The following is a 24,246-nucleotide window of genomic DNA, read 5'->3' on the forward strand; positions in this document are numbered from 1 at the left end:
TGTCCCGACCGCAGGGGCATCACAGATGCTTGGCGCGGAACTCGTCCCAGAACGCCGACCAGTCCTTGTCGGCAAGGCCCTGATCGTCCGCCGCTTCGGTCGCGGCAGTCCAGGCCTCCTGCACCGAGGCGAGGCGGGCGAGTCGCTTGGTGTTCCAGACTTCGTCAGCCTCGGTCCAGACACCGATCTCCTCAAAATATCGCTTGGCGCCGTCGTGGCAGGGGGAATCATAGGGCGGGTGTCCGGCCTTGTTCGGGTCGTAATTGACCATCACCGGCGCGGCGTCCTTGTACAGCGGATAGCCTTCGACGATGGCCTTGGTGATATCATAAACCTCGTCCTCCGGGGTCTCGCCAAAGACCGACAGGATCGGGTAGCGGTACCCCACCAACGGCACCGGGGCTTCGGGCGTGGCGCCCGGACCCTGTGTCATAGTTGACGGCGCGAACAGCGGCGCGGTATTGTTGATCCGCTCCCAACCGGTCGCGTCATCCGCCGGAACCGGCAGCCAGCCGATGCCCTTTGGGCTGGCCTCGATCTCGCGCAGGATGGATGCGCCGACCACGGCGCCTGCCGCCTCTACCGTGCCGTCCAGCACCGCCTGAAGGCCCTGACTATAGCCCGGCACTTCGATCGCCTCGACGTCGTCCCAGGTGAGCCCGGCAAAGGCCAGCACGCCGGCAATCTTGAAGTTTGTCGACGGATGCGCCTGGATCTTCGCGACACGCTTGCCCTTGAGGTCAGCGATCGTCTTGGGGCCGTCGCCGGTCGTCACGATGCCGAACAGCGCCTCGCGGCCCATCAATGCACGCAGATCTTGCGGGCCCCATTCACGGGTCGAGAAATCGAACAGCGCCTCGGTGGCGAAATAGGCCTCGTTCGCCAAGTAGCCCAGCGACACGCGACCGGATTTCAGCATCATCATCCGCCCGACCGAGGTTCCCGATGGCACCACCCGAATGCGCGAACCGTGCTGTTCGATCAGCGCATTGGCAACCGCCGTCGCTTCGATATAGCCCGACGAGCCAACATCGGCGGCGGTCCACTGCATTTTTTCGGGCAGTTCGGCCCGCAGCGCGCCGGGCATGGCAAGGGTTGCCCCCGCCGCCATGGTGGTGCGCTTCAGGAACGCCCGTCTGGTTAGATCGCAAATCATGTCTTTCTCCTCCTCTGGTGTCGGGCATTTTCGCCCGCTTAGGGTCTAAAGCGCCGGTTGCGGCGCATTGGTCGGGACGGGCTGCGGCAAGGACCGCACGCAGACAACGTAATCCCTAGCAATTTCGGCCACGATCTCGGCGGCGGGCATGATCCGGCTTACAAGACCGGCGCTTTGGCCTGCCTCCAGCTTGCCGCGGCGCATGTCGCCATCGAAGGCCGCCATCTTGAGCGTGCTGGCGGCAAAGGTTTCGCGGCGCTGATCGTCGGGCGCGGCGGCGCGTTCCAGCGCGGCCATCTCTTCGGCAAAGTCATTGCTCAGGGTGCGGATCATGCCAAAGCCACGCCCCACGGTGCGGGTGTCGGCCACGCCAGCGCCGATGACCGCCTGTTTGTAGCCGTCGACAACCCCGGCCTCGGGCGTCGCAATAAAGCGGGTGCCGAAATTCGCCGCCCCCGCCCCCAGCGCCAGCGCAGAGGCCAGTCCCTGCCCGTCGGCAAACCCGCCCGAAGCGACCAGCGGGATGCGCCCCTCTGTCGCCTTGGCCACGGCCCGTACCAGCACCAGAGTTGACACCAAGTCCGCAGGCGGATGCCCCCCGGCCTCTCCGCCGACGACGATCAGACCGTCGACGCCCTTTTCCGCCGCTTTCACCGCATGAAGCTCGGATGCGACGACGTGCAGGCAGATGGTGCCCACGGCGCGGAACCGGTCGAGGTATTTCTGCGGTCCGCCCTGCGAGGCGATGAGAATAGGGATGCGCTTGGCTTCCAGCAGGTCCAGCAAGTCCTCGGCACCCTTGCGGTAAAGCGGCATGTTGACGGCAAAGGGCCGGTCGGTGCCCGCGCGGATCGTATCAATCGCCTCTTCCAGCGCATCAAGCCGCATCGGCCCAGCCGCGATCACCCCCAGCCCCCCGGCGCGCGACACCGCCAGTGGCAGCGCGGCGTTGGACGACGCCCAAGACATCCCCGCCTGAAGGATTGGCAGGTCGATGCCCAGCAGCCGGGTAACAGAGGTTTCGATCTTCATGCGGCGTGCTCCTCTTCCAGCAGGGCGCGGGCATGGGCGGCCAGCTTGGTCTTTTGAATCTTCGACGAAGCGGTCATGCCGATGTCTTCGAACCCGTTGACGATCCAGACATGACGCGGCACTTTGAACCCGGCCATCTTGTCGCGGGCCCAGTCGATCAGCGCATCGGGGGACAGGCTTTCGCCCTCGTTCAGGATGAGGAAGACGGCGCAGACCTCGACCAGACGATCATCCGGGACACCGACCACCTGCGCCTGCTTGATCGCAGGGTGTTGATGCAGCCGGTCCTCGACCTCTTCTGGCGACACGTTCTCACCCCCGACCCGCACGATGTTTTTGAGCCGCCCGACAAACTCCAGCCGCCCGTCTTCGCCGATGCGGCCAAGGTCGCCCGTCGACAGCCAGCCATCGGCGGACAGGGTTTCGGTAGTCTTGTCGGGCATGTCGTAATAGCCCTGCATCACCGACCAGCCACGCACCCGGATTTCCCCTGCGCCGCCGGGGCCGCAGGCCGCACCGGTGGCAGGGTCGATGACGACCACCTCCAGTCCCGGTTGCGGACGCATCCGTCCGCCTGTGCGCACGTCCTCGGGTTCCCACCAGCAGGATTGGGCGATGTTGGGCGAGGCTTCGGACAGGCCATAGCCCGACACCACCTCACGCGCGTTCATCTCTGTCGCGACGCGGCGCAGCACCGCCTGCGACCCGGCAATCCAGCCGCCGCGAAGGCACAGCTTGCGCGCCGCCCGGGACGGATGGTTGAGCAGCATCAGCGCCATGGTGTCATTGCCGGAGAAATGCGTGCACCGTTCGTCTTCGAGCATGAGCAGAGCCTGTTCCGGCTCGAACCGCGTCATCGTCACCAACGTGGCGAGATTCTGAAGGCAGGCGAGGATCGACAGGGTTGAGCCCGCGACATGAAAGAACGGCCGCGAGGAATGAAAGCGATCCCCCGTGCGCAGCCCGATGCGCTGCCCAGACACGAACCCGTTGCCAAGCATGTTGCGGTGGGTCAGCATCACCCCCTTGGGAAAGGCGGTGGTGCCCGAGGTATACTGGATTAGCAGTGTATCGTCAGGGGTGGCCTGCGGGCCTGGGTCAGCTTTGCCATCGGCCATGAAATCGCCCCACGCCATGCAGGCGGCGGGCACATCGTCCCCCAGTACGACAATCTCACGCAGGTCGGGCAGTGCCGCATCCGGCAGGCCCGAGACGATGCCCGGCGCGATGTCGCGCAGGATCGCGATGAAATCCGCGTTCAGCAGGGTGTCGGCGGTGAACAGGCGGGTGACGCGGGACTGGCGCAGCGCGTAGGCGATCTCGTCCGCCTTCAGCCGGGTGTTCACCGGCACGCTGATCGCACCGAGGGTTCCGAGGGCAAGAAACAGCGCCTCGAACGCGATTCCATTGCCTAGGCAGATGCCCACGTGGTCGCCCTTTCGCACCCCGCTTGCGGCCAGCGCGGCGCGGATTCCCGCCACACGGTCGGCCAGCTGGGCAAAGGTTGCGCGGCCATCGGGGGCGACCAGCGCCTCGACATCCGGGGCTAGGGCGGCGGCGCGAAACAGCGCATCCTGCACTGACACCGGGCAAAGGGCGTCGATGACAAAGCTCATGCCTTCTTCTCTTTCGTGTCCGACCCGACCTGCGCGCTGAACCGGTCCACGCTGCCGCGCCAGTCGCTTTCGGAAAGCATCCTGTCGATAGCGGCCAGTTCGATGGCGATCCCCGAGGCAAGGTCCGTGCGCGCGCCAGCGTCGATGCAATGCTTGGTCAGCTTCAGCGACAGGCCCGGCGCGTGCAGGATCCGTTCGGCGGTCTCGTCCACGGTCTGCGCCAGCGCTTCGGGCGTGGTCAGGGTGGTGATCAGGCCAATGCGCTGCGCCTCGTCCGCCTCCATCACGCGGCCGGTGTATAAAAGCTCCTTGGCCCGGCTGACGCCGACCACCCGTTGTAATCGCTGGGTGGCGCCGACTGTGCCCCATTGCGGTTCGGGGAAGCGGAAAGTGGCGGCTGTACTGGCGACAATAAAATCGCAGCTCATGGCGATCTCGCCGCCTGACCCCACGAGCGCGCCCTGCACCTGCGCGATTACCGGCACAGCGCAAGCCCCGACGGTTTCATAGGCCCGAAATGCCGTACGGCGGCGCATCATCACCCAAGCCTCGTCCCGACCCTTGCGTTCTTTCATGTCGGCCCCGGCGCAGAACACCGGCCCGTCCGAGCGCAGGACCACAATGCCGATCCCAGGCGTCGCTGCAATCTGGGCGAAGGCGTCGATCAAGTCTTCGCACATTGGCAGGTTGAGCGCGTTGCGCGCCTCGGAGCGGGCCAGGATCACATCGGCGCGGGGGCCGTTCACCTCAAGCCTGATGGTGCCGTTTTGGGTCATGCCACGATGCCTTTTTCATAGAGCGCCGCGATCTGGTCCGGGGTCAGGCCCAGTTCGTCGGCAAGAATGGTGCGGGTGTCGCCGCCCAGCTTGGGCGGTGCTTCAAAGCGGTGAAGATCATAGCCAGAAAACCGCGCCGGCGTGCGCAGGCCAGGGGTGGGGCCGCGGTCCGGGTCGTCGAAGCTGTCGACCATGCCGCGGGCCTTGATATGGCGGTCGTTCAGGATCTCGGGCACGGTGTTGATCTCACCCGCAGGGACGCCCGCCGCGCGCAGACTTTCTGCCAGTTCTTCGCGGTTGCGTGTGGCGATGGCCGCCGACAGAGCCGCCATCACCGCCTCACGCCTTCCTACCCGGTCGCGGTTCCTGGCCAGCCCCGCATCTTGCGCCATCGCTGTCAGGCCCAGCACATCGCATAGAACGGGCCAGTGCTGATCGGAGGCCGAGATGAACAGCCACGCCCCATCGTTGCATTGATACGCCGCCGAAGGCACCCGGCCCGGATGCTCGGTGCCGGTGCGCTCGGGCGTTTCCCCAAGCGCAAAGTGGCGCGCGGCAGGCAGCGTCAGCAGCGACACCTGCACATCCATCATCGCCAGATCCACATGGCAGCCCTTACCGTGCGCGGCGCGACCAACCAGCCCGGTCAGTGCGGCAATGGCGATCCACAGGCCCGACGTCAGATCCGCGAACGGCAGCCCCACCTTGGCGGGTGCGCCCCCGGAATGCCCAGTCAGATCGATGACACCTGATAGCGCCTGAAAGATCGTGTCATAGCCCTTGCGGTCCTTGTATGGTCCGGTCTGGCCAAAGCCAGTGTTGGAAACATAGATCAGACCAGGATTGACTGCGGCCACCGCGTCATATCCCAGCCCCAGCTTGTCCATACCGCCGGGCAAAAAATTCTCGACCAGCACATCTGCCTGCGCGGCGAGGTCAAAGGCCACCTGGCGCCCCGCGTCGGATTTCATGTCGACGGCAATAGAGCGTTTCGATCGGTTGAAAGCCGAGTAATAGGCGCTTTGCCCGCCCTCGAACATCGGCTCGAAGACGCGGCTTTCGTCGCCAGTGCCGGGGCGTTCGATCTTGGTCACCTCGGCCCCGCACTCGGCAAGGATCTGCGTCGCCATCGGCCCCGCCAACACGCGCGAGAAATCCACCACCCGTATGCCGTCGAGCGGTCTCATGCCTCGGGCTCGCGGAACGAGCGCATCAGCGCGTTCACGTCGCGCCCGGCCATCATCGCGGGCTCAAGCGGCAGATCTTCGACCCGGTAAAGCAGCGATTTGGCAGCCTTCATGGCGCGGGGATCGTAGGCGGCCCAGGTCTCGGCGATCTTTAGCGCGGCGGGCAACGGATCGCCTTCGATCACGCGGTTGATCAGACCCAGCGCCAGTGCCTCCTCCGCCCCGATCAACCGACCGAGCGAGATCATCTCGAACGCCTGTTTCCGACCCAGCGCCCGAACGAGGCCTGTCATTACAAGAGCGGGAACAATGGAATGCTTCAGTTCCGGATAGCCAAATTTCATCGAAGTCGCAGCGACAACCATGTCACAGCCGATGGCAAGCCCCGCGCCGCCGCCCACCGCCGCACCCTGTACAGCTGAAACCACTGGTTTGGCCATCTTTTGCATCGCCATCTGGGTGCGACACGTCAGATCCGCCCGCGCCTCAACCGCACCGGACTGCGCCGGTGTCAGGTGCTTGAATTCCGACAGATCCGCCCCGGCACAGAACCCGCGTCCCGCGCCGGTCAGCACCACGGCGCGCACCGCTTCATCGGAATCCGCCGCCAAAAGCGCATCCAGAAGCCCCTGCGTCAACGCGGTGTTCAGCGCATTCAACTTGTCGGGGCGGTTCATCGTCACGATGCGCACGGGACCGCGATCTTCGGTCAGCACCAGCTTGTCTTCGGCCACGTCAAACACTCTCATTCTCCTTTTTTCTGGCACGCCACAGCCCGGTCCGGGCCACCCGCGACAACAGGGTGCGCCCCAGCGCGGTCTCGCAAGCTTCTGATGCGCGCATCATCGCATCAAGGTCGATGCCATGCCGCAGACCCTCGGCCTGAAACAGTGTCACCAGATCCTCGGTCGCGACGTTTCCCGTGTCACCGGACCCATAGCTGATGCGGGTCGGATGCCCACCAACGCCGCCCATTGCGCTGTCGAAGTGGGTCACACCAGCCTCAAGCGCGGCGATGCAATTGGCGATTCCGGTGCCGCGCGTGTCGTGCATATGGGCGATTGGCACGATCTGCGGCACGTCGTCCAGAAGCCGACGGAACAAGGAACGCACCGTTGAAGGCGACCCGCTGCCAATGGTGTCCCCGATTGTGACCAGATCGCAGCCGAGATCTGCAAATCGCGCGGCATCCGCAACCACCGAACCGGTGTCGACCACGCCTTCGAACGGACAGCCCAGTGCCATCGAGATCACGCCGACCATGCGTACCCGCCCGCGAGCCAGTTTCGCCATCTGTTCGACCCGCTGCCATTGCTCAGCACGGCTGGTGCGCAGGTTGCGCTGGGTGTGGGATTCGGTCGCCGAAACGAGAAAGCTCAGCTCCTCTGCGCCGTGTCCGGCGCCATGATCGGCCAATGCGCGCTCAACCGCGCGGGGGTTCGGACAGGTTGCCTTGTGCCAGACGCCCGCCCGTCGCGGCAGGCTCGCCAGCAGGTTCGACGCATCGGCAAAGCCGGGCACATGGGTGGGATGGGCATAACTTGTCACCTCGATCCGGCGAAACCCTGCAGCCCGGAACATCCCAAGTAGCTGCAGCTTGCTATCTGTGTCCGGGATTTGCAGTTCGTGCTGAAGCCCGTCCCGTGCGAAGCATTCACATATTACTATGTCTCTGGTCACTTACTTCTCCAATGTAGTTGTTCTTATCAACCATATTGCCTCGATGAGCAACCACTTTATTTCCAACTGTTTTCCTAATTAATTCAACAAGGAAACATCCTATTATCGCCGGAAGACGCATAATGATCACGCTCCACACATAATTTTTGTTGATCTACACAACAACTTTAGTGAATACTGCAACGAATTCGCGCAATCATTTCACGGGAGGAGAGAATGATGAACCGCCGTACATTGCTGAAACTGTCGGGGGCCACGCTCGTGCTTGTGGCCACAGGCGCACGTGCCACAGTTGGCTATCCGGACCACGCCATCGAAATCCTGATCCCCTTTTCCGCCGGAGGCGGAAACGATCAGGTGGCCCGCGCGCTGGCCGCCGAACTGGAAGACATCCTTGGCCAATCCATTGTTCCGGTGCAGAAAACCGGCGCGGGTGGCTTTGTCGCCGCGCAGGCCGTCGCGACCGGTTCGCCCGACGGCTACACCCTGGGGCACCAATCACTAGGCACGCTGATGCTGGGGTCGCTGATGAAAGAACAGGTCCTCGACCCGATGACAGAGCTTCGGTTCGTCGCCCAGATGGCGCTGATCCAGTCGGCCATCGCGGTCAAGGCCGACAGCCCGTACAAGACCCTCGACGATCTTATCGGCGCGATGCAGGCCGAACCGGGCGCGCTGGCCTGGGGACACACCGGGCGCGGCGGCTTTCATTTTGTCAATGGCGCGTCCCTGCTGGCCGCCACCGGGACCGAAGCACTGGATGTACCATACAAGGGCAGTTCCAACACCGTTGCGGCCCTTCTGGGTGGCGAGATCGACTATGCCTTCCTGTCGACGTCCAACTACCTTGGGTTCGAGGACGAGATGCGCATCCTCGCCTTTGCCGCAGATCAGGGCGACGAACTGCTCCCCGATGTGAAGACGGTCAGAGACCTGCGTGTCGACATGGTGACGGTGGCAACACCTTCAGTCATCACGGTGCACAAGGATACGCCCAACGACATCGTTTCGGTGATCGAATCCGCCATCAAGGAAGCCGTCGCCCGCCCCCGCTACCGTGAGACGCTGCTCGGCATGGGCATCGCGCCGGTGTTCAAGGATGGTGCAGGGATCAACGCCTATCTCGACGCCAATATGGGGCCTTGGAAGACCCTTATAGATGCCGCCGCCGCGACGGCGGGCTGATCCGTAATGCCCCACCTCACTCGCGCTGATTTATGGGAGCTGCGGCTCCCGCTTCGGACCGCCGTCGACTGGACTGTCGGGGGTGCAGAAGCGGATGTGCCCTATCTTCTGCTGCTGCTGGAGGACGACGCGGGTCGGCGCGGGGTGGGGGAAATCACCTGTCGGCCAGAGTGGAACGGCATGACGCCGGGCCTGCTGGCCCGGGCGTTTGTCGACATTGCCTGGCCCCGGATTGTGGGGCTGGATCTGTCCACTTCGGCCGCACAGACCCTATCCGGGGTGCGGGGGGCCGTCGCGCTGCGGGCACTTTGCGACAACGCCTGGCGCGACCTGACCAGCCCCGTGCCGACGGGAGCGCCGGTGCGGGTCGCCTCGGTCCTGACGCGAGGGGTGCCGGGGGATATGGCAGAGGCCGCGCTGAAGGTGCGCGACGACACCGGCATCACCGCTTTCAAGGTCAAGCTGGGGCAGGGCATCGCCCGGGATGGTGCGGTGCTGGCCGCGTTGCGCCGTAGTCTGGGCGATGTGGACCTGTCCGGTGACGCCAACAGCGCCTATGCGCCTGAGGATTTGCCCGACCTCTTCGCCCTTGCGTCTGACATGGGCCTGACCTTTCTCGAAGATCCCTGCCCCCTATTGCCTGACACCGCCACCGCACGCGCCTGCGCAGGTGCCCCGGTGCCGGTGTTGGCTGACAAGCCCATCGAAGGCCCCGATCTATTGCCCGCCTTTGCCGAACGCGGCCTGGTGCAGGTTTCGGCCAAGCCGGGGCGGTTGGGGTTGACGGCGGCGCAAGCCATCGCGTCGGTTGTCGCCACGCAACGGGGACGGATCTGTAACGGCACCTATTCGGAAAGCGCCCTTGGTGCCGCCGCCCAGATCGCATTTGCCCAGGGCCTGCCCACAGGCCTAGCCCATCCGCACGAGATCGATTTTCACCGCCACTTGTCGGCCCAGATCGCCCCCCTGCCCGAGATTCGTGACGGCTTTGCCGCACCAGTTTGCGGGCGCATCGCGGACCGGCTCGACCTGGCTGCGCTGAAGCGGCTTGGGACGGGGCAAATCAGATTGCGGCACGGGGCTGCCGCGCGCCCTGCCAGAAAGACAAAGGACCACGCCCATGGATGAGGCCCGCAAAGACATTCTCGGCGGCGCGCTGCTCTGCCTGATCGGGGCCGGCATTGCGCTCTACTGCTGGGCGAATTACGATCTTGGGACCCTGCGCAGGATGGGCACCGGGTTCTACCCGATGTTGACGGGAGGGCTGCTGGCAGGACTGGGCGCGTTGATCGCCCTGCCCCCGCTGCTGCGCGGCACGCGACCCGGGGCGATACCCTTGCCTCCGATGCGCGCCTCGGTTTTCGTTCTGGCGGCGGTATCGGCCTTTGCGCTGCTCTGCCGCCCCTTCGGGTTATTCCCTGCCATCGCGGCGCTTGTGGCCCTGTCGACCCTCGTCGGCCCCGAACGGGTGCCGTTGCGCGACAGCCTCATTATGATCGCCGCCCTATGCGCTCTGGCCTGGGGCGTCTTTGGCCTTGGCCTGTCGCTGGGGCTGCGCATGATCCATTGGCCATGGTGATATGATGCTCGACAATATCCTGCTTGGCCTTGATACCGCCCTGACGCCGATCACGCTTGGCTACTGTTTTTTGGGTGTTTTTCTTGGCACGCTGGTCGGCGTGATCCCCGGTATCGGGCCGCTCACGGCGATCTCCATGCTGTTGCCGCTGACATATCACCTCGACCCCGCGACCTCGCTTATCATGCTCGCGGGGATCTGGTACGGCACCGGATACGGAGGGTCGACCGCCGCGATCCTTGTCAACATCCCCGGCACCACATCCAGCGCGATTTCCTGTCTCGACGGCCACCCAATGGCGTTGCAAGGGCGCGGCGCGGCAGCCCTGTTCATGACCTCGATCGCGTCTTTTGTGGGGGGGATGATCGGCATCCTGTTGCTGATGATTTTCGCACCGACGATTGCCTCTTATGCGCTCAGCTTTGGATCGGCAGAGTATTTCACGCTGATGGTTCTGGGACTTGTCGCCGCAAGCGCTGTCAGCGACGGATCGGTCCCCAAGGCGCTGGCCATGGTCGTGCTGGGCATCCTGTGCGGCACCGTAGGGATCGACCTTTATACCGGCGACGAACGGCTGACCTTCGGCATTCTTGAGATGTCGAACGGCATCGGCCTTGTGCCGCTGGCTATGGGCATCTTCGGTATCGCCGAGGTGGTGGGCAACGCCCAATCCGGCGCGCGCCGGTCCTTTGATCAGAGCAGTGTGTCGCTCAGGTCGATGAAACTGCCCCGAGACGAGGTCAAACGCTCGATCCTGCCGATGCTGCGCGGCAGCGGCATTGGTGCGTTTTTCGGTGCTCTCCCCGGCACCGGGCCTTCGGTCGCGTCGTTCTTTGCCTATGCGCTGGAAAAGCGCATCTCGAAAACGCCGGAGCGTTTCGGTAAGGGCGCAATCGAAGGCATCACCGCGCCGGAAGCCGCCAACAACGCAGCCGACCAGACCGCCTTTGTGCCCACCCTTACACTCGGCATTCCCGGCAGCGCCACAATGGCACTGATGCTGGGTGCGCTGACCATACACGGCATCGCGCCGGGGCCGAAACTGCTGACCGACCAGCCCGCGCTGTTCTGGGGCCTGATCATGAGTTTCTGGGTCGGCAACCTCATGCTGTTGGTGCTCAACATTCCGATGATCGGGATCTGGGTAAAGCTGCTGCTGGTGCCGAACCGGTTCCTCTATCCCGCCATCTTGATGTTCATCGCCATCGGCACGCTCAGCCTGCACAACAACACCTTTGATGTCTGGCTCGTGATAGGGTTTGGCCTGCTGGGTATCCTGATGCGATGGCTGGCCTTCCCCGCAGCCCCGCTGCTGCTGGGCTTTGTCCTTGGTCCGATGATGGAGGAGCATTTCCGCCGAGCCATGCTACTGTCGCGTGGCGATCCCGCCACCTTTGTCGAACGCCCGATCAGCGCGACGGTGCTGGGGCTGGCGGTGCTGATGCTGGTATGGGGGGTGGTTTCGCATCGCAAAACACGCAAGCGAATTGAAGCAACGGTGCAGACCTAGCTGTCACATCCCGGCAGGTGGTATGGCAGTTTTTTTGAACAGCTATGGTTCGAGTTGGGGGTGGGCAAATCCTGGTGGTCAAGCAGCCGTCTTTGTGATGATCAGCCTCCCGTCAAGTATTGCCGCCAGTGTGACGGCAACACGATGCGCTCCAATCGGAGGCCCCCTCATGCGCTGACGTTTGGCCATAATACGGGCGTTGCCAATTTCGTCGACACAGCCTTCTGCGCGGCATATTGAGGACTTTCTCGCAGAACGAGGGATCATGGTCAGCTATGAAACGGTCCGGGCATGGGGTGGGAAATTCGGCCCAAGTATCGCGAAAAAGATCCGCTCAAAGCGTAAGCCGCCCAGCGATAGATGGCATCTCGATGAGGTTGTTATCACAATCCGTGGCAGGAAGTATTGGCTTTGGCGTGCGGTAGATAGCAACGGCGCGGTTCTTGATTTACTGGTCCAAACGCGCCGGAACACTCGGACCGCCAAACGCTTTATATCCAGACTGATGGCCCGTTTGGGGTAAGCCGCGCGTCAGTGTGACGGACTGATAGCCATCGCCCCGCGCAACTGAACCGCGCCCTACGGATCACGCTTATCTTTTAGGTTGTTGATTTCCACCCAGACGTGATGGGGTGAATGCCCCTTCCGACGACATCAACAGAGCCGTTTGCGTGGACGACATCTATCACCGCAGGTCTCAAAACTTGCAGATTTCAAGGCGTCATGCAAAGCTACCTTTTATAATAGCAAAGTTAGCCCGTTGTGTTTTGGAATGACGGAGCCTCAACAGCGGGTGCGAACTATGGCGGATCAAGCAACTGAAAGTGGCCAAATCGATACTGATTTCGAGGTTGGACAAGACAATATTGACGGCAAACTCGGCCCCTTGGGTTTCGATATCCACAACCCGGTGTTTGCTATTTCCGGATTGACCGCTGTCGCCTTTGTCATCCTGACACTAATTTTTCCAAGCCAATCAGGTGCGGTATTTCTAGCCGTGCGCGACTTTGCGACCACCAAACTTGATTGGTTCTTTATGATCATCGTGAATATCTTCGTGATATTCTGTCTCGCGCTGATTTTTCTGCCAATGTCTAAGGTAAGGCTGGGCGGAGAGGACGCCGTGCCTGAATACTCCTACCCCGCGTGGTTTGCGATGCTGTTCGCTGCCGGCATGGGGATTGGTCTTTTGTTCTTTGGGGTTCTCGAACCAGTATACCATATGAACGTTTCGGGCCCATTGGGTGTGCCGTCGCCCATCGCGGCTGATGGCAGCATCATCGCCGAAAACGTCGACGCCGCACGCAGAATGGGGCTGGCCGCTACCTTTTATCATTGGGGTCTGCACGGTTGGGCCGTCTATGCCATCATGGCGCTGGCGCTTTCACTTTTCACCTATAACAAAGGTTTGCCATTCTCCATCCGATCCTGCTTTTACCCAATCTTAGGCGATCGTGTCTGGGGTTGGTGGGGACATTGCATTGATATCCTTGCCGTCTTTGCCACGCTTTTCGGTCTGGCAACATCTTTGGGACTGGGCGCACAACAAGCCAATGCAGGGTTAAACTTTGCGTTCGGGCTTGGAATCTCGACCAACGCCCAGGTTATTATCATCATTTTGGTGACGGCCGTGGCCTTGGTTTCGGTTTACCGTGGCCTTGATGGCGGCGTAAAAGTTCTCTCTGAATTCAACATGATCCTTGCGGTTCTGTTCTTTCTTTTCGTCCTGTTTGTCGGGCCGACATTGGTTGGTTTGAGCGGATTCTGGACCGGGCTTATCGCCTATACCCAAGAGATTATCCCGTTATCCAATCCGTTCGGGCGCACCGACGACGCCTACCGCCAAGGCTGGACTGCGTTCTATTGGGCATGGTGGGTATCTTGGGCACCTTTCGTCGGCATGTTCATCGCCCGCGTTTCCAGAGGCCGCACCGTGCGTGAGTTTATCGTCTGTGTCTTGTTGATCCCGTCGCTTATCATCTTTATCTGGATGGGTGTCTTTGGCGGCATTGCGATTGACCAGATACTCACGAGCCCGGAAACCTCTTTGGTCAAGGCGAACGTGATCGACAGTTATTCGCCCGAACTTTCGCTGTTTGGTATGCTCAATGGGTTACCATTCACCAAGATTGCGTCGACAATCGCCATCTTCCTTGCGCTGGTTTTCTTCGTAACCTCGTCGGATTCGGGCTCTCTTGTCGTTGATACGATTACGGCCGGCGGCAAGATTGATGCACCAGTACCCCAGCGTATCTTCTGGTGTGTGGTCGAAGGTTTGATAGCCATTGTGCTTTTGATCGGTGGTGGCTTGTCAGCACTTCAGGCGGGCGTGACCGCAACTGGCGTGCCATTTTCAATCCTTATGCTGGTCATGTGTTATACCATCTTCCAAGGCCTACGTAGCGAACCGCGCTAGGGTCATCAGGATTCATAACCGGAACATGACCACGGCATCCAAGGCGCAGGCTGATAGGAAGAGCTTCGGGCACCTATCGTAATGGACTTGTCCCGATTTAGTTCCGGTCTCTTTCGAGCGATATTCGCAATGAAGGAGACACAAATTGGCACCAAGATACAGCGACGAGTTCAGACGTGATGCGGTTCGCATTGCAACAAGCAGTGGACTGACGCGACCTCAGATTGCGTCTGATTTAGGGGTTGGTGTTTCGACACTGAACAAGTGGGTTCAACACCATCAGAATGATGACCTGATGTCCGGCCCGCATGAGGATGTGGAGAAGGAGAACGCCCGCCTTCGCAAAGAGAACCGGCTACTCCGCGCGGAGAGGGAAGTGTTAAAGAAGGCGACGATCTTCTTCGCAGGCCAAAAGGCGTGAGGTTTGCCTTTATCGACACCTGGAAGAAGATCTGGCCCATTGAGTTTCTATGCCGCGTTTTGCGGGTAACTTCCCGTGGGTTTCGCGCCTGGAAGATCCGCCCTATCAGCCGAAGCCAGCGAGATGACATGGTGCTGTTGGCCCATATCAGAGAACAACACCGCCTTAGCCTGCAAAGCTACGGCCGACCTCGCATGACGGAGGAACTGCGCGATCTCGGTCTTGTTGTCGGGCACCGCCGGGTAGGCCGGTTGATGCGTGAGAACGCGATCAAGGTTATTCGAACCCGTAAACATAAAGTCACGACTAACAGCAATCACGCCTTCAATGTCGCCCCCAACTTTCTTGATCAGGACTTCTCTGCTGATGGCCCAAACCAAAAATGGGCAGGGGACATTTCCTACATCTGGACGAGCGAGGGATGGCTGTATTTGGCAGTGACCATCGATCTTTACTCCCGCCGGGTCATTATTGGCTGGGCGGTCAGTAACCGGATGAAGCGGGACCTGGCCATCAAGGCATTAGACATGGCAGTAGGGCTGCGAAAGCCACCCAAAGGCTGTATCCATCATACGGATCGTGGCTCTCAATACTGTTCAGGTGACTATCAGAAAAGTCTGAAGCAGCATGGATTTCTGGTCTCAATGAGCGGCAAGGGAAATTGTTATGACAATTCCATGGTCGAGACCTTCTTCAAATCTCTGAAAGCCGAACTGATCTGGCGTCAGAAATGGGCGACCCGCAGACAAGCAGAAGGAGCAATATTCCAATACATCAATGGGTTCTACAACCCGCGAAGACGGCATTCATCCCTTGGCGGGAAAAGTCCCTTGGCTTTCGAGAGACGGGCTGCCTAACATGAGCTGAGAGACCGGAACTTTTGCGTGGCAAGTCCATTCGACCACCAGCACGGCGTGGTTCTGACCGACCCGACGCCCAAACGGTTTCACATCCACACCATCGTGCGCACGCCGAGCGGCAATGACTACGGCATGGAACTGTTGTGGATGCACTACGCGCAATCCAATCACCATGGGCACGGCCACTCGCATGATCACTCGCATGGAAAGCTGCGCCACCGCGATGACTGAGCTGCCACCGTCAAGGCTGCCGCGAGACATAAAAACACCCGCCTGAGTATCTCGGGCGGGTGTTTTCCGTTTCGCCAGTGCTGGGGAAAGCTACATCGACGGCACGATCCGCGCCAATGCGGGCACCAGATCGCCGAGCACCGTGGGCGGCCATGGCACATGGATGACCCGTTCAAAGATCGCATAGACTGCCACTGTGACGCAGGCCGCGTAGATCAGCGTCAGTTTCCACGGCTCATCCCCCTCCAGCCGCATGTAGGCGACGATCATAACCGGCACCGTCGGGATCAGACCGATGGTGGCCATCGACCCGAGAAACGCCAGAAACCAGCCAAAGAAGATCGCCGCGCGGATCAGGATGACGCGGGTTTCGCCGCCGTCTTCGGAGGCCAGGTCCATGTGGATTCCGCGGTGCTCCGTGCTGGCCTGAACCCCGCTGCCGCGCCCCGAAAAGACCAGATAGATCAGGCTGAGCGACCCGGCGATCAGCAGGACCGTGGCCACCGCCGTCGGCCCGACGCGGGCGCCAAAGCTCCAGTCCTGCGCCTGGTACAGCATCCAGCCGCCGATCCCCAGAAAGAACGCATAGAGCAGGTCGCTGGCCCGGACCGATAGCCGCCCCGACGGCAGCAGCGCCCGCGCGCCACCGTGGCGCATCTCGGTCCAGATCGGCCGCAGCAGCACCAGCGCCGACATCACCAGAAGGATCACGACCACAGGACGCAGCAGCCATTCGGCATCGTACCGCTGGATCGAGATCGCCATATAGCGTTCGATCAGCGCGCCCAGCACCAGCCCCAGGATCAGCGGCGGGCGCGGCCAGCGCAGCCGCTTCATTGCCCAGCCGAGTAGCCCAAAGAACAGCAGCGCATAAAGATCACCCCAGCTGCGCGACCCCTGGAACGCCCCGACATAGACCACCGACATGATCGCGGGCAGCACCAGCGTATAGCGCAGGGTCGAGATCTTGGCGAAATAGCCGCTCATCAGGAAACAAATGCCGGCGCCGAAAACGTTGGCCAGCGCGATGCTCCAGACCAGCGTGTAGGTCACGTTAAGGTCGGTGGTTAACATCGCCGGGCCGGGCACAAAGCCATGTACCATGATCGCCCCAAGCAGGATCGCCTGCGCCGCGCCGCTGGGCACGCCAAAGGCGATGGTGGGCACAAGACTGCCGCCTTCCTTGGCGTTGTTGGCCGATTCCGGCGCGATCACACCACGCACGTCGCCCTTGCCAAAGGTTTCGGCCGCACCCTTTTCGGTGCGCAGCGCGTGGCCGTAGGCGATCCAGTCGGTCACCGAACCGGTGATCCCCGGAATGATACCCAGAATGGCCCCGATGGACGAACAGCGCAGACACAGGAACCAGTTGTCCATCACATCTTTGGCGCCCTGAACCATGCCGCTGACATGGCTAAACTCGATCTTGTCGGCCACGGATTTGCGCTTGATCGCGATGTCGCACAGTTCAGGCAGCGCAAAGATCCCCAACAGCACAGGAAGCATTGGCACCCCGTCCCAGAGGTAGAGCACATTTTCCGCCCAGCGGACGGTGCCGGTTTGCAGGTCGGTGCCGATCATGCTGATCAGGATGCCGAAACAGGCCACGATGATGCCGCGCAGCGGGGCGTTGCCCGACAGCGACGACACCATGGCGATGCCAAAGATCGTCAGCCCCAGCAGTTCGGGCGTGCCGATCGACAGCACAAACGGCCGGATCACCGGGATCGAAACCGCCAGCACCAGCGCCCCGAACAGGCCACCCAGCAGCGAGGCACTGAACCCGGCGCTGAGCGCGCGCCCGGCCTCGCCCTTCTTGGTCATCGGAAAACCGTCAAGCACCGTGGCCTGCGACGCCGAGGTGCCCGGCACCCCGAACATTACCGCCGGGATCGTATCCGAGGTTGACGTTACCGAATGCATCCCCAGCAGCATCGCAAAGGCGGCATATGGGTCCATCGAATAGGTGAACGGCACCAGCAGCGCAAATCCGGTGATGCCGCCGATCCCGGGCAACAACCCGATGGCAAGGCCGACGAACACGCCGATACACAGAAACCCGATGCGTTCAAGTTGAATGATGGTGCCGAATGCCTGTCCGGCGGCATGCAGCATATAGGCGAAATCAAAAGCTTCCATTGGTCCTAGCCCCTTCCGTCCGTGATCGCGCGCCCTTTGCGTGTCGCGGATGTCGGTGGCCAGGATGCCCCGGTGTTATCCCGCGTGAACGTTGTCCTCAGTCTGGTACGCATGGTTTCTCCCTCAGGGCGTGCCGGGGGACGCAGTGAACGCTGCATCTGCCAGCCAGATTGCGTGGCCATGACGGTGATCTGTGGACGCGCGCCCGGCAAATCGTTTTGCCCCACCTTGCCATAGGTTTCCGGTGCAGGTGTTGCGCGGTTATTCCTCTTCTGCCAAGAATCTGATTGGTGGTGACGTGGTCCCGATGGGCCATCGCGCGAACGGTCTGCCATAATAAGGGTCGCAGTGCCGAGCCGCCCTGACCGCGTTGCGCAGATCCGGATCGGATAGCGCTGCAATTGGTTCAGGCCCGGCGCGCAAAGCTGCGCGTCCGGGCCAAAGGCCGCAATGGGATAACCAGGAGGAACACTATGATAACGACGACCAGACGGGCCTTTTCCCGCGGGGGTATGCTGATCGCCGCCGCTGCCATCGCCTCGACACTTGGTGTGGGCAGTGCTGCGGCACAGGATTACCCCAACAAACCGGTCGACATCGTGCTGGGCTTTGGTACCGGCGGCGTTTCGGACATCATCGCCCGCACCCTCGCGCCAGAGCTGGAAGCAGCCCTAGGCCAGCGCTTTGTCGTCAAGAATGTGCCGGGTGCCGGCGGCACCGTGGCGTCGCAGACGGTGACCGAAGCGGGCAATGACGGCTACACGCTGCTCAACGTCGGCGCGTCCGGCCCGATCAAGAAGACGCTTCTGCCGAACCAGCCGTTCGATCAGGTCGACGATTTCGAACCAGTGGCCCCGGTGGCCAACTTTGGTCTGGTCGTCGTGGTGGCGCCGGACGGACAGTTTGCCTCGCTGGACGATCTTCTGACCTTTGGCCGCGCCAACCCCGGCGCGCTGAACGTCGGGACGGTGCAGGTCGGCAGCACGCAGTTTCTGGCCGCCAAGCTGTTCCTCAGCGTCGCCGGTATCGACGCGGTGGTGGTGCCGTACAGCTCGACCCCCGAGCTGATGGGCGGCGTTGCCCGCGGCGAGGTCGAAGTCGCGTTCGAGATCATTCCCGGTGCCAAGGCAGCCGTCGACAACGCGCAGGTCCGGCCGGTGGCCACGACGATGAACACCCGTTCGGCGCTGTTCCCTGATCTGCCCACCGTCGAGGAATCCGGCGTGGCCCCCTATGACGTGTCCAGCTGGAACGGCTATTCCGCGCCCATCGGTGTGCCCGACGAGGTCAAGGAAACGCTGTCCTCTGCCGTGCAGACGATCCTGCAAAAGCCCGAGATCAAGGAAAAGCTGGCCGCCGTCGGCGCCGAGCCGTATGTCGGCACCGCTGCCGACATGGTCAAACGGCAGGAACAGGAAACCGAGATGTGGGAAAAGGTCATCGTAGAGGCCGGTGTGCCCATCGAAGGCTGAAGCCGCGCGAATACGTTGAAGGGGCGCCCTAACAGAGCGCCCCTTGATGCACGATACGGAAGGATTAGAACATGACGAGACGGGATATGGTTGCGGGTCTGGCGCTGATCGTGATGGGTGGGGCCTATGCGGCCCATACTCTCGCGACGCTGCCGATCGGCACGTTGCGGCAGATGGGGCCGGGGATGTTTCCGATGGGCCTCGGCCTGCTGCTGGCCGGTCTGGGTGTCGGCGTTGCGGTGCCAGCCCTGGCGCGTGACGTGCCGATGCCGACTGTCCCGCACCGCAGCCTGTGGATGTGCATCGGCACCGTCATCGCATTTGCGCTGATCATTCCGCGCTTTGGGCTGATCCCGGCGGTCGTCGCCTCGACCATCATCGCCGCGCTGGCGATCCGCAGCAGCCGATGGCAGGTCATCCTGCCGATGGCCGTGCTGATGGTGCCGCTGTCCTGGTTCGTCTTTGTCTTTCTGCTGCAAATCGACATCCCGCTAGCGCAGTGGAGGCTGTGATGGATTTCCTTGCACAGTTCGGCGCCAACCTTTCCATCGGGTTCGAAACGGCGTTTTCGCTGGTCAGCCTGGGCTATGTCACGCTCGGTGTTCTGGTCGGCATCTTCATCGGCGTGCTGCCCGGCATCGGTGCCGTCACCGCCATTGCCCTGCTGATGCCGCTGGCGTTCCAGCTCGATGCCACATCTGGCCTGATCCTGCTGGCAGGCATCTGGTACGGGTCGACCTTTGGCGGGTCGATCACCGCGATCCTGCTGAACATTCCCGGCACCACATCCAACGCCGTGACCTGTATCGACGGCAACGCGATGACCCGTCAGGGCCGCGCCAGCCTGGCGTTGCTGACCGCAGTCGCTGCGTCGTTTATCGGCGGCAGCATCGGCATTCTGATCATCATGCTGTTCACCGCCCCGATCGCGCATTACGCGGCCGAGTTTTCCTCGGTCGAATATTTCTCGCTCATCGTCTTTGGCCTTGTCGCGGCGTCGTCGATCAATGCCGGGTCGGTGGCCAAGGGGCTCGCGACGGTCGTTTTCGGCATCATGGTCGGCGTTGTCGGCACCGACCTCTATACCGGGCAGGGGCGAATGACCTTTGGCAACCTCGACCTGATGGATGGGATCACGCTGGTTTCGGTCTCGATGGGCGTTTTCGGCGTCTCCGAAGTGATCGCCACCATAAAGGAGGCCCGCACCCGCGCCTTTGACCGCAAGGGCATCACCTTTCGCGCGATGATCCCGACCCGGGCCGAGGCGCGCGCCACGTTCGGGCCGATCCTGCGTGGCAGCGGCGTCGGCGCGTTCTTCGGCACGCTTCCCGGCACCGGCCCAGCGATTGCCGCCTTCATGGCCTATGCGGTCGAAGGTCGGGTGTCGAAGAACCGCGCAAACCTGGGCAAGGGCGCAATCGAAGGCGTAGCCGCACCCGAGGCCGCCAACAATGCCGCCGACATGACCGCGTTCATCCCAACGCTGGCGCTGGGTATTCCCGGCAGTGCCACCATGGCGCTGATGCTGGGCGCGCTGATCGTCAACGGCATCTCACCCGGGCCGCAGTTGATGGCGAACGAACCGGCGCTGTTCTGGGGTCTGATCGTCAGTTTCTGGATCGGCAACCTGATGCTACTGGTGCTGTCGATCCCGCTGATCGGAGTCTGGGCGCGGCTGCTGCTGGTGCCGTTCAACATTCTGATGCCTGCAATCCTGGTGTTCATCTGCCTAGGCGCCTACAGCGTTAGTCACAGCGCCACCGATGTCTGGCTGGTCGCCCTGCTGGGCCTGCTGGGGTACTTTGCCCGCAGCTACGGCTTTCCGCTGGCACCGGTGATCCTGGGCTTTGTACTTGGCCCCATGCTCGAGGAACATTTCCGCCGGGCCATGCTGATTTCGCGCGGAAATTTCGACGTGTTCCTGACCAGCCCGGCCAGCGCCGTGCTGCTGGGGCTGACCGCGATGATTCTGGTGTCCAGCGTCTGGAGCAGTGTCCGGCGGTCGCGGCCGCAGGTGGAGGTGGAGGTGGATGCAAAATAGGTTGGGGCCCCAAGCTAGAAGGTCTGGTTGGGCCGGTGCGCAGATTGCGCCAATCCCAATCTCGGAGAAAGACGACCGGAAGACGGCAGACGTCCTATTCTGTGGAAAAACACCGTGCTGCGACCGCGGGGATTTTGTCCTTGAACGTGCCGCAAGCGCTTTTCCCATCAGGCTTTTTGCAATTGCTGCGGCGCAGGAAACATCTTGGCCAATTTACGGAGGTTTTGGGCGGTGGCGGCGAGAATAAATTCGTCATTTGCGCCGTTCGGGCCGCGTAGTCGACGTCTTCCCGGCCCCAGAAGACGTTTGAGGTGAGCGAAGAGCATTTCGACCTTCTTCCTTAATCACATCGACACGGCATATTGATCGGTCTTCGCAATGTCGCGTGCGATTTTGCAGGCGTCCTCGTGTTCCGCACGGCAATGTAGTCCGTAACCGCCCTCCCGACGGCATCGATGTGCCAAGGTGGGTCAGCAATGACCCACAAAAGGAGAGCGGTCATGTCAGATATTATCACGGTCGGCGTCGATTTGGCGAAAAATGTGTTCCAAGTGCATGGAGCTGATAGTTGAGGCCGCGCAGTTCTGCGTAAGAAGTTGCGGCGCGCTCAGGTTCTGGATTTTTTCAGCCAACTTCCGCGATGCGTCGTTACGACGGAGGCGTGTGGCGGCGCCCATTTCTGGGCGCGCGAGATTGGCAAGTTGGGTCATGAGGTACGTCTGATCCCGCCCGCCTACGTCAAACCCTTCGTCAAGCGCCAGAAGAACGACATGGCGGATGCCGAAGCGATTTGCGAAGCGACGGTGCGCCCGACGAGCCAAGGAGAATGACCTGGCCCGGCGTCTGATGACTATGCCAGGCATTGACCCCCTGATCGCAACAGCAATCGCAGTGCTGGCCCCGCCGCCAGAGACGTTCCGCAAGGCACGCGACTTCGCCGCTTGGCCAGGTTTTAGTGCCGCGACAGCATTCGACAGGTGGCAAGCAGCGCCTTGCAGCCACGACAAGAATGGACGAGCGGTCGCTCAGGCGCCTTCTGATCATCGGTGCCAACGCGTCATTATCAAACGGCACACCCATGCTTCAGCCCAGCCGGGTACGTGGCTGGACGGGGTGCTGTCCCGCAAGCCGCCGATGCTGGTGCGGGTGGCGCTCGCGAACAAGATGGCGCGGATCGTCTGGGCCTTATGGCCCGCGGTGGCGTTTACCAGTCTCCGGCCACAGCGGCATAAGCCCGCTGTAGGTCGCGAGGACGTCGGAGCGGAAGAGGGCGCGCAACAGTCGTGAGACGGGATCGGGAGAACCAGTGTGCAACAGAGTGCCATTGAGCAGGAGGCTTTGATCTGGACCCGACCTTCGAACACCATACGGGCCTGCGGCATGCATGACGCCGCATCTTGAGGCCGGACACATGTCAGCACCCGGTGACGCGCTAAAATCAGCTCTGAAGTTTCCTCTTGCGCAAGGGGCGGTTATACATGTCAGCACAAATCTGTTGATGGGATTCACTGTATGGCTTCAGCGTGATAGCTGAGTGGGATGAGCAGTTTGGCCCCTACGAAGTACGAGACCAAGAATTGGTCGTCGTACATCAGCCAATGCATGGCCGCGCTGAGCGAAGGCTGCCAGGTCCATCGCAGCTTGCGCTTCAAGGCCTATGATTTGTTGGTTGCAACCAATCGTCAGACTTCGGGCCGCGGCTATGAGCTTTTGAAAGATGCCATGCGCCGCCTGCAAGGCACGCAGATCGAAACCAATCTGCGCCAGGGCGGAAAGGAATATTTCAAGATCCTCAGCCTGATCGATTCCGCCGAGATTATTCGGGAGACGCGCGACGGCCGCATGCTCGATATCGAAATCACCCTGCCCACTGCACGCTTGCGACCGCTACGTTTACGCACTGTTAACCCTTCTTCGCGGTAGAACCGATACAGCTTCTTCCAATTCACCGCCCAGCCTTCACGTTTGAGCAAGATGTGCAGCCGCCGATATCCAAAGCGCCGTCGTTCAGATGACAGCGCCTTCAATCGGTCCCGTAAATCGGTGTCAGCAGGCCGCTTCGATACACGCCGGTAGACGCGTGGATCAATCCCGGCCAAAGCGCAGGCTCGCTTCTGGTTGTATTGCTTCTCTTTCATGGCCCAGGCCGCAGCATTGCGTCGCGATCCAGGCCTCAAAAGTTTTTCCCAGCATCCCTTTGAGGGTCGACAGATCCATCATCTGCTCAGCAAGTAGCTTCTTGAGCTTGGCATTCTCCACTTCAAGCGCCTTCAGCTTCTTCGCGTCAGATACTTCCATGCCGCCATACTTGGAGCGCCACTTGTAGAACGTCGCATCGCTAACACCATGCTTGCGGCACAGATCCTTCGCGCCAAGCCCAGCTTGATGCTCTTTCAATATCCCAATGATCTGTTCTTCGCTGAAACGGCTTCTCTTCATCTTCTTTCTCCTCAGTTGGAGAACAGGCTAACCAAAAACGCCGGACTTTTCAGGGGAGCAGGTCAGTCGAACGGGCCAGCCGATCGAGCCGTGCCACGATCAACGTGTCACCGGCTTGCAAAGCGTCAAGCGCCTTGGCGAGTTGTGGTCGATCTGATCACGCCGCACCAATTATCTCCTGGAACAATAGGTCGCATCCATGTGCGCGCAACTGTTCAAGCTGAGCATCAAGGGTCTGGCCAGAGGTCGATACACGGGCATAAGCGACGGTTTTCATACCGCCATTATGCACGCGATTCTTGAACGCTCCAAGCTGTTGATTTCATTTACTAACCAAGTGCTTGCAAAAGTTTTGATTTCTGCACGCACTTACACGCCGGCTCAATGAGCAAAACTACCGGCGCGGCGCTTACAAAATGGCCGGATCGTTCAGGGCCGCAAAGGGTTGCCCGGGGCCTCGAAAGACGTCAAGATGTGTCAGAAACCGGCGCACCCGGGGAAGACGC

At 61.5% G+C, this 24,246-nt stretch carries 20 protein-coding genes and 6 pseudogenes; 14 read left to right on the forward strand and 12 right to left on the reverse strand.

Annotated features, from left to right (window positions below; genetic code table 11):
- Positions 1-19: 19 nt before the first annotated feature.
- From IMCC21224_RS21305 to IMCC21224_RS21335, 7 genes are read right to left on the reverse strand one after another with little or no spacing between them, the layout of a single operon-like run.
- Complete coding sequence (locus tag IMCC21224_RS21305) at positions 20-1,156, reverse strand: TAXI family TRAP transporter solute-binding subunit (protein WP_053079139.1); 1,137 nt, start codon at positions 1,154-1,156, stop codon at positions 20-22.
- 45 nt (positions 1,157-1,201) lie between these two features.
- Positions 1,202-2,188, reverse strand: a complete 987-nt coding sequence (locus tag IMCC21224_RS21310; protein WP_047997564.1) for a nitronate monooxygenase family protein — start codon at positions 2,186-2,188, stop codon at positions 1,202-1,204.
- The gene (locus tag IMCC21224_RS21315; RefSeq protein ID WP_047997565.1) at positions 2,185-3,804 is read right to left on the reverse strand and encodes an AMP-binding protein; all 1,620 of its coding nucleotides are present in this window, start codon (positions 3,802-3,804) and stop codon (positions 2,185-2,187) included. The genes IMCC21224_RS21310 and IMCC21224_RS21315 overlap by 4 nt, the downstream gene beginning before the upstream one ends.
- Complete coding sequence (locus tag IMCC21224_RS21320; protein WP_047997566.1) at positions 3,801-4,580, reverse strand: enoyl-CoA hydratase/isomerase family protein; 780 nt, start codon at positions 4,578-4,580, stop codon at positions 3,801-3,803. The genes IMCC21224_RS21315 and IMCC21224_RS21320 overlap by 4 nt, the downstream gene beginning before the upstream one ends.
- The gene (locus IMCC21224_RS21325) at positions 4,577-5,767 is read right to left on the reverse strand and encodes a CaiB/BaiF CoA-transferase family protein (protein WP_047997567.1); all 1,191 of its coding nucleotides are present in this window, start codon (positions 5,765-5,767) and stop codon (positions 4,577-4,579) included. Before IMCC21224_RS21325 ends, IMCC21224_RS21320 begins: the two co-directional genes overlap by 4 nt.
- A complete protein-coding gene (locus IMCC21224_RS21330) occupies positions 5,764-6,516 on the reverse strand; it encodes an enoyl-CoA hydratase/isomerase family protein (protein WP_047997568.1) in 753 nt (250 codons plus the stop codon). The genes IMCC21224_RS21325 and IMCC21224_RS21330 overlap by 4 nt, the downstream gene beginning before the upstream one ends.
- Positions 6,503-7,447, reverse strand: a complete 945-nt coding sequence (locus tag IMCC21224_RS21335) for a hydroxymethylglutaryl-CoA lyase (RefSeq protein WP_047997569.1) — start codon at positions 7,445-7,447, stop codon at positions 6,503-6,505. The genes IMCC21224_RS21330 and IMCC21224_RS21335 overlap by 14 nt, the downstream gene beginning before the upstream one ends.
- Positions 7,448-7,666: 219 nt before the next feature.
- Here IMCC21224_RS21335 and IMCC21224_RS21340 point away from each other — a divergent pair, with 219 nt between their 5' ends.
- The 4 genes from IMCC21224_RS21340 to IMCC21224_RS21355 are packed head-to-tail and all read left to right on the forward strand — an operon-like array spanning position 7,667 to position 11,721.
- Positions 7,667-8,632: a tripartite tricarboxylate transporter substrate binding protein gene (locus tag IMCC21224_RS21340; protein ID WP_047997570.1), complete on the forward strand. Its 966-nt coding sequence runs from the start codon at positions 7,667-7,669 to the stop codon at positions 8,630-8,632.
- Between the two features lie 6 nt (positions 8,633-8,638).
- Positions 8,639-9,760: an enolase C-terminal domain-like protein gene (locus tag IMCC21224_RS21345; RefSeq protein ID WP_047997571.1), complete on the forward strand. Its 1,122-nt coding sequence runs from the start codon at positions 8,639-8,641 to the stop codon at positions 9,758-9,760.
- A complete protein-coding gene (locus tag IMCC21224_RS21350; RefSeq protein ID WP_047997572.1) occupies positions 9,753-10,211 on the forward strand; it encodes a tripartite tricarboxylate transporter TctB family protein in 459 nt (152 codons plus the stop codon). Before IMCC21224_RS21345 ends, IMCC21224_RS21350 begins: the two co-directional genes overlap by 8 nt.
- Before the next feature lie 4 nt (positions 10,212-10,215).
- Positions 10,216-11,721 carry a tripartite tricarboxylate transporter permease gene (locus IMCC21224_RS21355; RefSeq protein ID WP_231582170.1) on the forward strand — a complete coding sequence of 502 codons (1,506 nt, stop codon included), beginning with the start codon at positions 10,216-10,218 and terminating at the stop codon, positions 11,719-11,721.
- A 78-nt stretch (positions 11,722-11,799) separates the two neighbouring features.
- On the opposite strand, the pseudogene IMCC21224_RS27980 reads toward IMCC21224_RS21355, so the two are convergent.
- Positions 11,800-11,961: pseudogene (locus IMCC21224_RS27980) on the reverse strand (ISKra4 family transposase); the annotation flags it as partial.
- Here IMCC21224_RS27980 and IMCC21224_RS27345 point away from each other — a divergent pair.
- From IMCC21224_RS27345 to IMCC21224_RS21375, 4 genes and pseudogenes are all read left to right on the forward strand, one after another.
- Positions 11,945-12,266, forward strand: a pseudogene (locus tag IMCC21224_RS27345) (IS6 family transposase); the annotation flags it as partial. The pseudogenes IMCC21224_RS27980 and IMCC21224_RS27345 sit on opposite strands and share 17 nt — an antisense overlap.
- Before the next feature lie 257 nt (positions 12,267-12,523).
- Entirely contained in the window at positions 12,524-14,137 is a 1,614-nt protein-coding gene (locus IMCC21224_RS21360; protein ID WP_047997574.1) for a BCCT family transporter, read from the forward strand.
- A gap of 145 nt (positions 14,138-14,282) precedes the next feature.
- Positions 14,283-15,415 (forward strand): IS3 family transposase gene (locus IMCC21224_RS21370; RefSeq protein ID WP_156178390.1). Its coding sequence is split into 2 segments (ribosomal slippage): positions 14,283-14,523 and positions 14,523-15,415, totalling 1,134 coding nucleotides; the frame shifts between segments, so codons are not numbered across the junction.
- Between the two features lie 27 nt (positions 15,416-15,442).
- On the forward strand, positions 15,443-15,649 hold the full coding sequence (locus IMCC21224_RS21375) for a DUF3500 domain-containing protein (protein ID WP_047997577.1): 207 nt from the start codon (positions 15,443-15,445) through the stop codon (positions 15,647-15,649).
- A gap of 90 nt (positions 15,650-15,739) precedes the next feature.
- On the opposite strand, the gene IMCC21224_RS21380 is transcribed toward IMCC21224_RS21375, so the two are convergent.
- Positions 15,740-17,788: a tripartite tricarboxylate transporter permease gene (locus IMCC21224_RS21380; RefSeq protein WP_047997578.1), complete on the reverse strand. Its 2,049-nt coding sequence runs from the start codon at positions 17,786-17,788 to the stop codon at positions 15,740-15,742.
- A 473-nt stretch (positions 17,789-18,261) separates the two neighbouring features.
- Here IMCC21224_RS21380 and IMCC21224_RS21385 point away from each other — a divergent pair, with 473 nt between their 5' ends.
- The 3 genes from IMCC21224_RS21385 (at position 18,262) to IMCC21224_RS21395 (ending at position 21,301) form a co-directional block, all read left to right on the forward strand.
- Complete coding sequence (locus IMCC21224_RS21385; RefSeq protein ID WP_082135386.1) at positions 18,262-19,260, forward strand: tripartite tricarboxylate transporter substrate binding protein; 999 nt, start codon at positions 18,262-18,264, stop codon at positions 19,258-19,260.
- Between the two features lie 71 nt (positions 19,261-19,331).
- Positions 19,332-19,772, forward strand: coding sequence for a tripartite tricarboxylate transporter TctB family protein (locus IMCC21224_RS21390; protein WP_047997579.1), 441 nt, complete (start codon positions 19,332-19,334; stop codon positions 19,770-19,772).
- Positions 19,772-21,301 carry a tripartite tricarboxylate transporter permease gene (locus tag IMCC21224_RS21395; RefSeq protein ID WP_047997580.1) on the forward strand — a complete coding sequence of 510 codons (1,530 nt, stop codon included), beginning with the start codon at positions 19,772-19,774 and terminating at the stop codon, positions 21,299-21,301. The genes IMCC21224_RS21390 and IMCC21224_RS21395 overlap by 1 nt, the downstream gene beginning before the upstream one ends.
- 167 nt (positions 21,302-21,468) lie before the next feature.
- Here the strand turns inward: IMCC21224_RS21395 and IMCC21224_RS27350 are convergent.
- A pseudogene (locus IMCC21224_RS27350) lies at positions 21,469-21,720 on the reverse strand (transposase); the annotation flags it as partial.
- A 165-nt stretch (positions 21,721-21,885) separates the two neighbouring features.
- Here IMCC21224_RS27350 and IMCC21224_RS21405 point away from each other — a divergent pair.
- Positions 21,886-22,533: pseudogene (locus IMCC21224_RS21405) on the forward strand (IS110 family transposase).
- Positions 22,534-22,903: 370 nt separating this feature from the next.
- Positions 22,904-23,224 (forward strand): replication initiator protein A, encoded by a 321-nt coding sequence (locus IMCC21224_RS21410; RefSeq protein WP_047997581.1) that lies wholly within the window; start codon positions 22,904-22,906, stop codon positions 23,222-23,224.
- On the opposite strand, the pseudogene IMCC21224_RS27355 reads toward IMCC21224_RS21410, so the two are convergent.
- Together IMCC21224_RS27355 and IMCC21224_RS29015 are read right to left on the reverse strand one after the other, a co-directional pair.
- Positions 23,167-23,740: pseudogene (locus IMCC21224_RS27355) on the reverse strand (transposase); the annotation flags it as partial. The gene IMCC21224_RS21410 and the pseudogene IMCC21224_RS27355 overlap by 58 nt on opposite strands.
- A gap of 49 nt (positions 23,741-23,789) precedes the next feature.
- Positions 23,790-24,017: pseudogene (locus IMCC21224_RS29015) on the reverse strand (recombinase family protein).
- Here IMCC21224_RS29015 and IMCC21224_RS28620 point away from each other — a divergent pair.
- The gene (locus tag IMCC21224_RS28620) at positions 23,940-24,128 is read left to right on the forward strand and encodes a hypothetical protein (RefSeq protein WP_231582171.1); all 189 of its coding nucleotides are present in this window, start codon (positions 23,940-23,942) and stop codon (positions 24,126-24,128) included. The pseudogene IMCC21224_RS29015 and the gene IMCC21224_RS28620 sit on opposite strands and share 78 nt — an antisense overlap.
- Positions 24,129-24,246 lie beyond the last annotated feature (118 nt).

Origin of the sequence: Puniceibacterium sp. IMCC21224, assembly GCF_001038505.1 — a bacterium.
GTDB lineage: Bacteria > Pseudomonadota > Alphaproteobacteria > Rhodobacterales > Rhodobacteraceae > Puniceibacterium.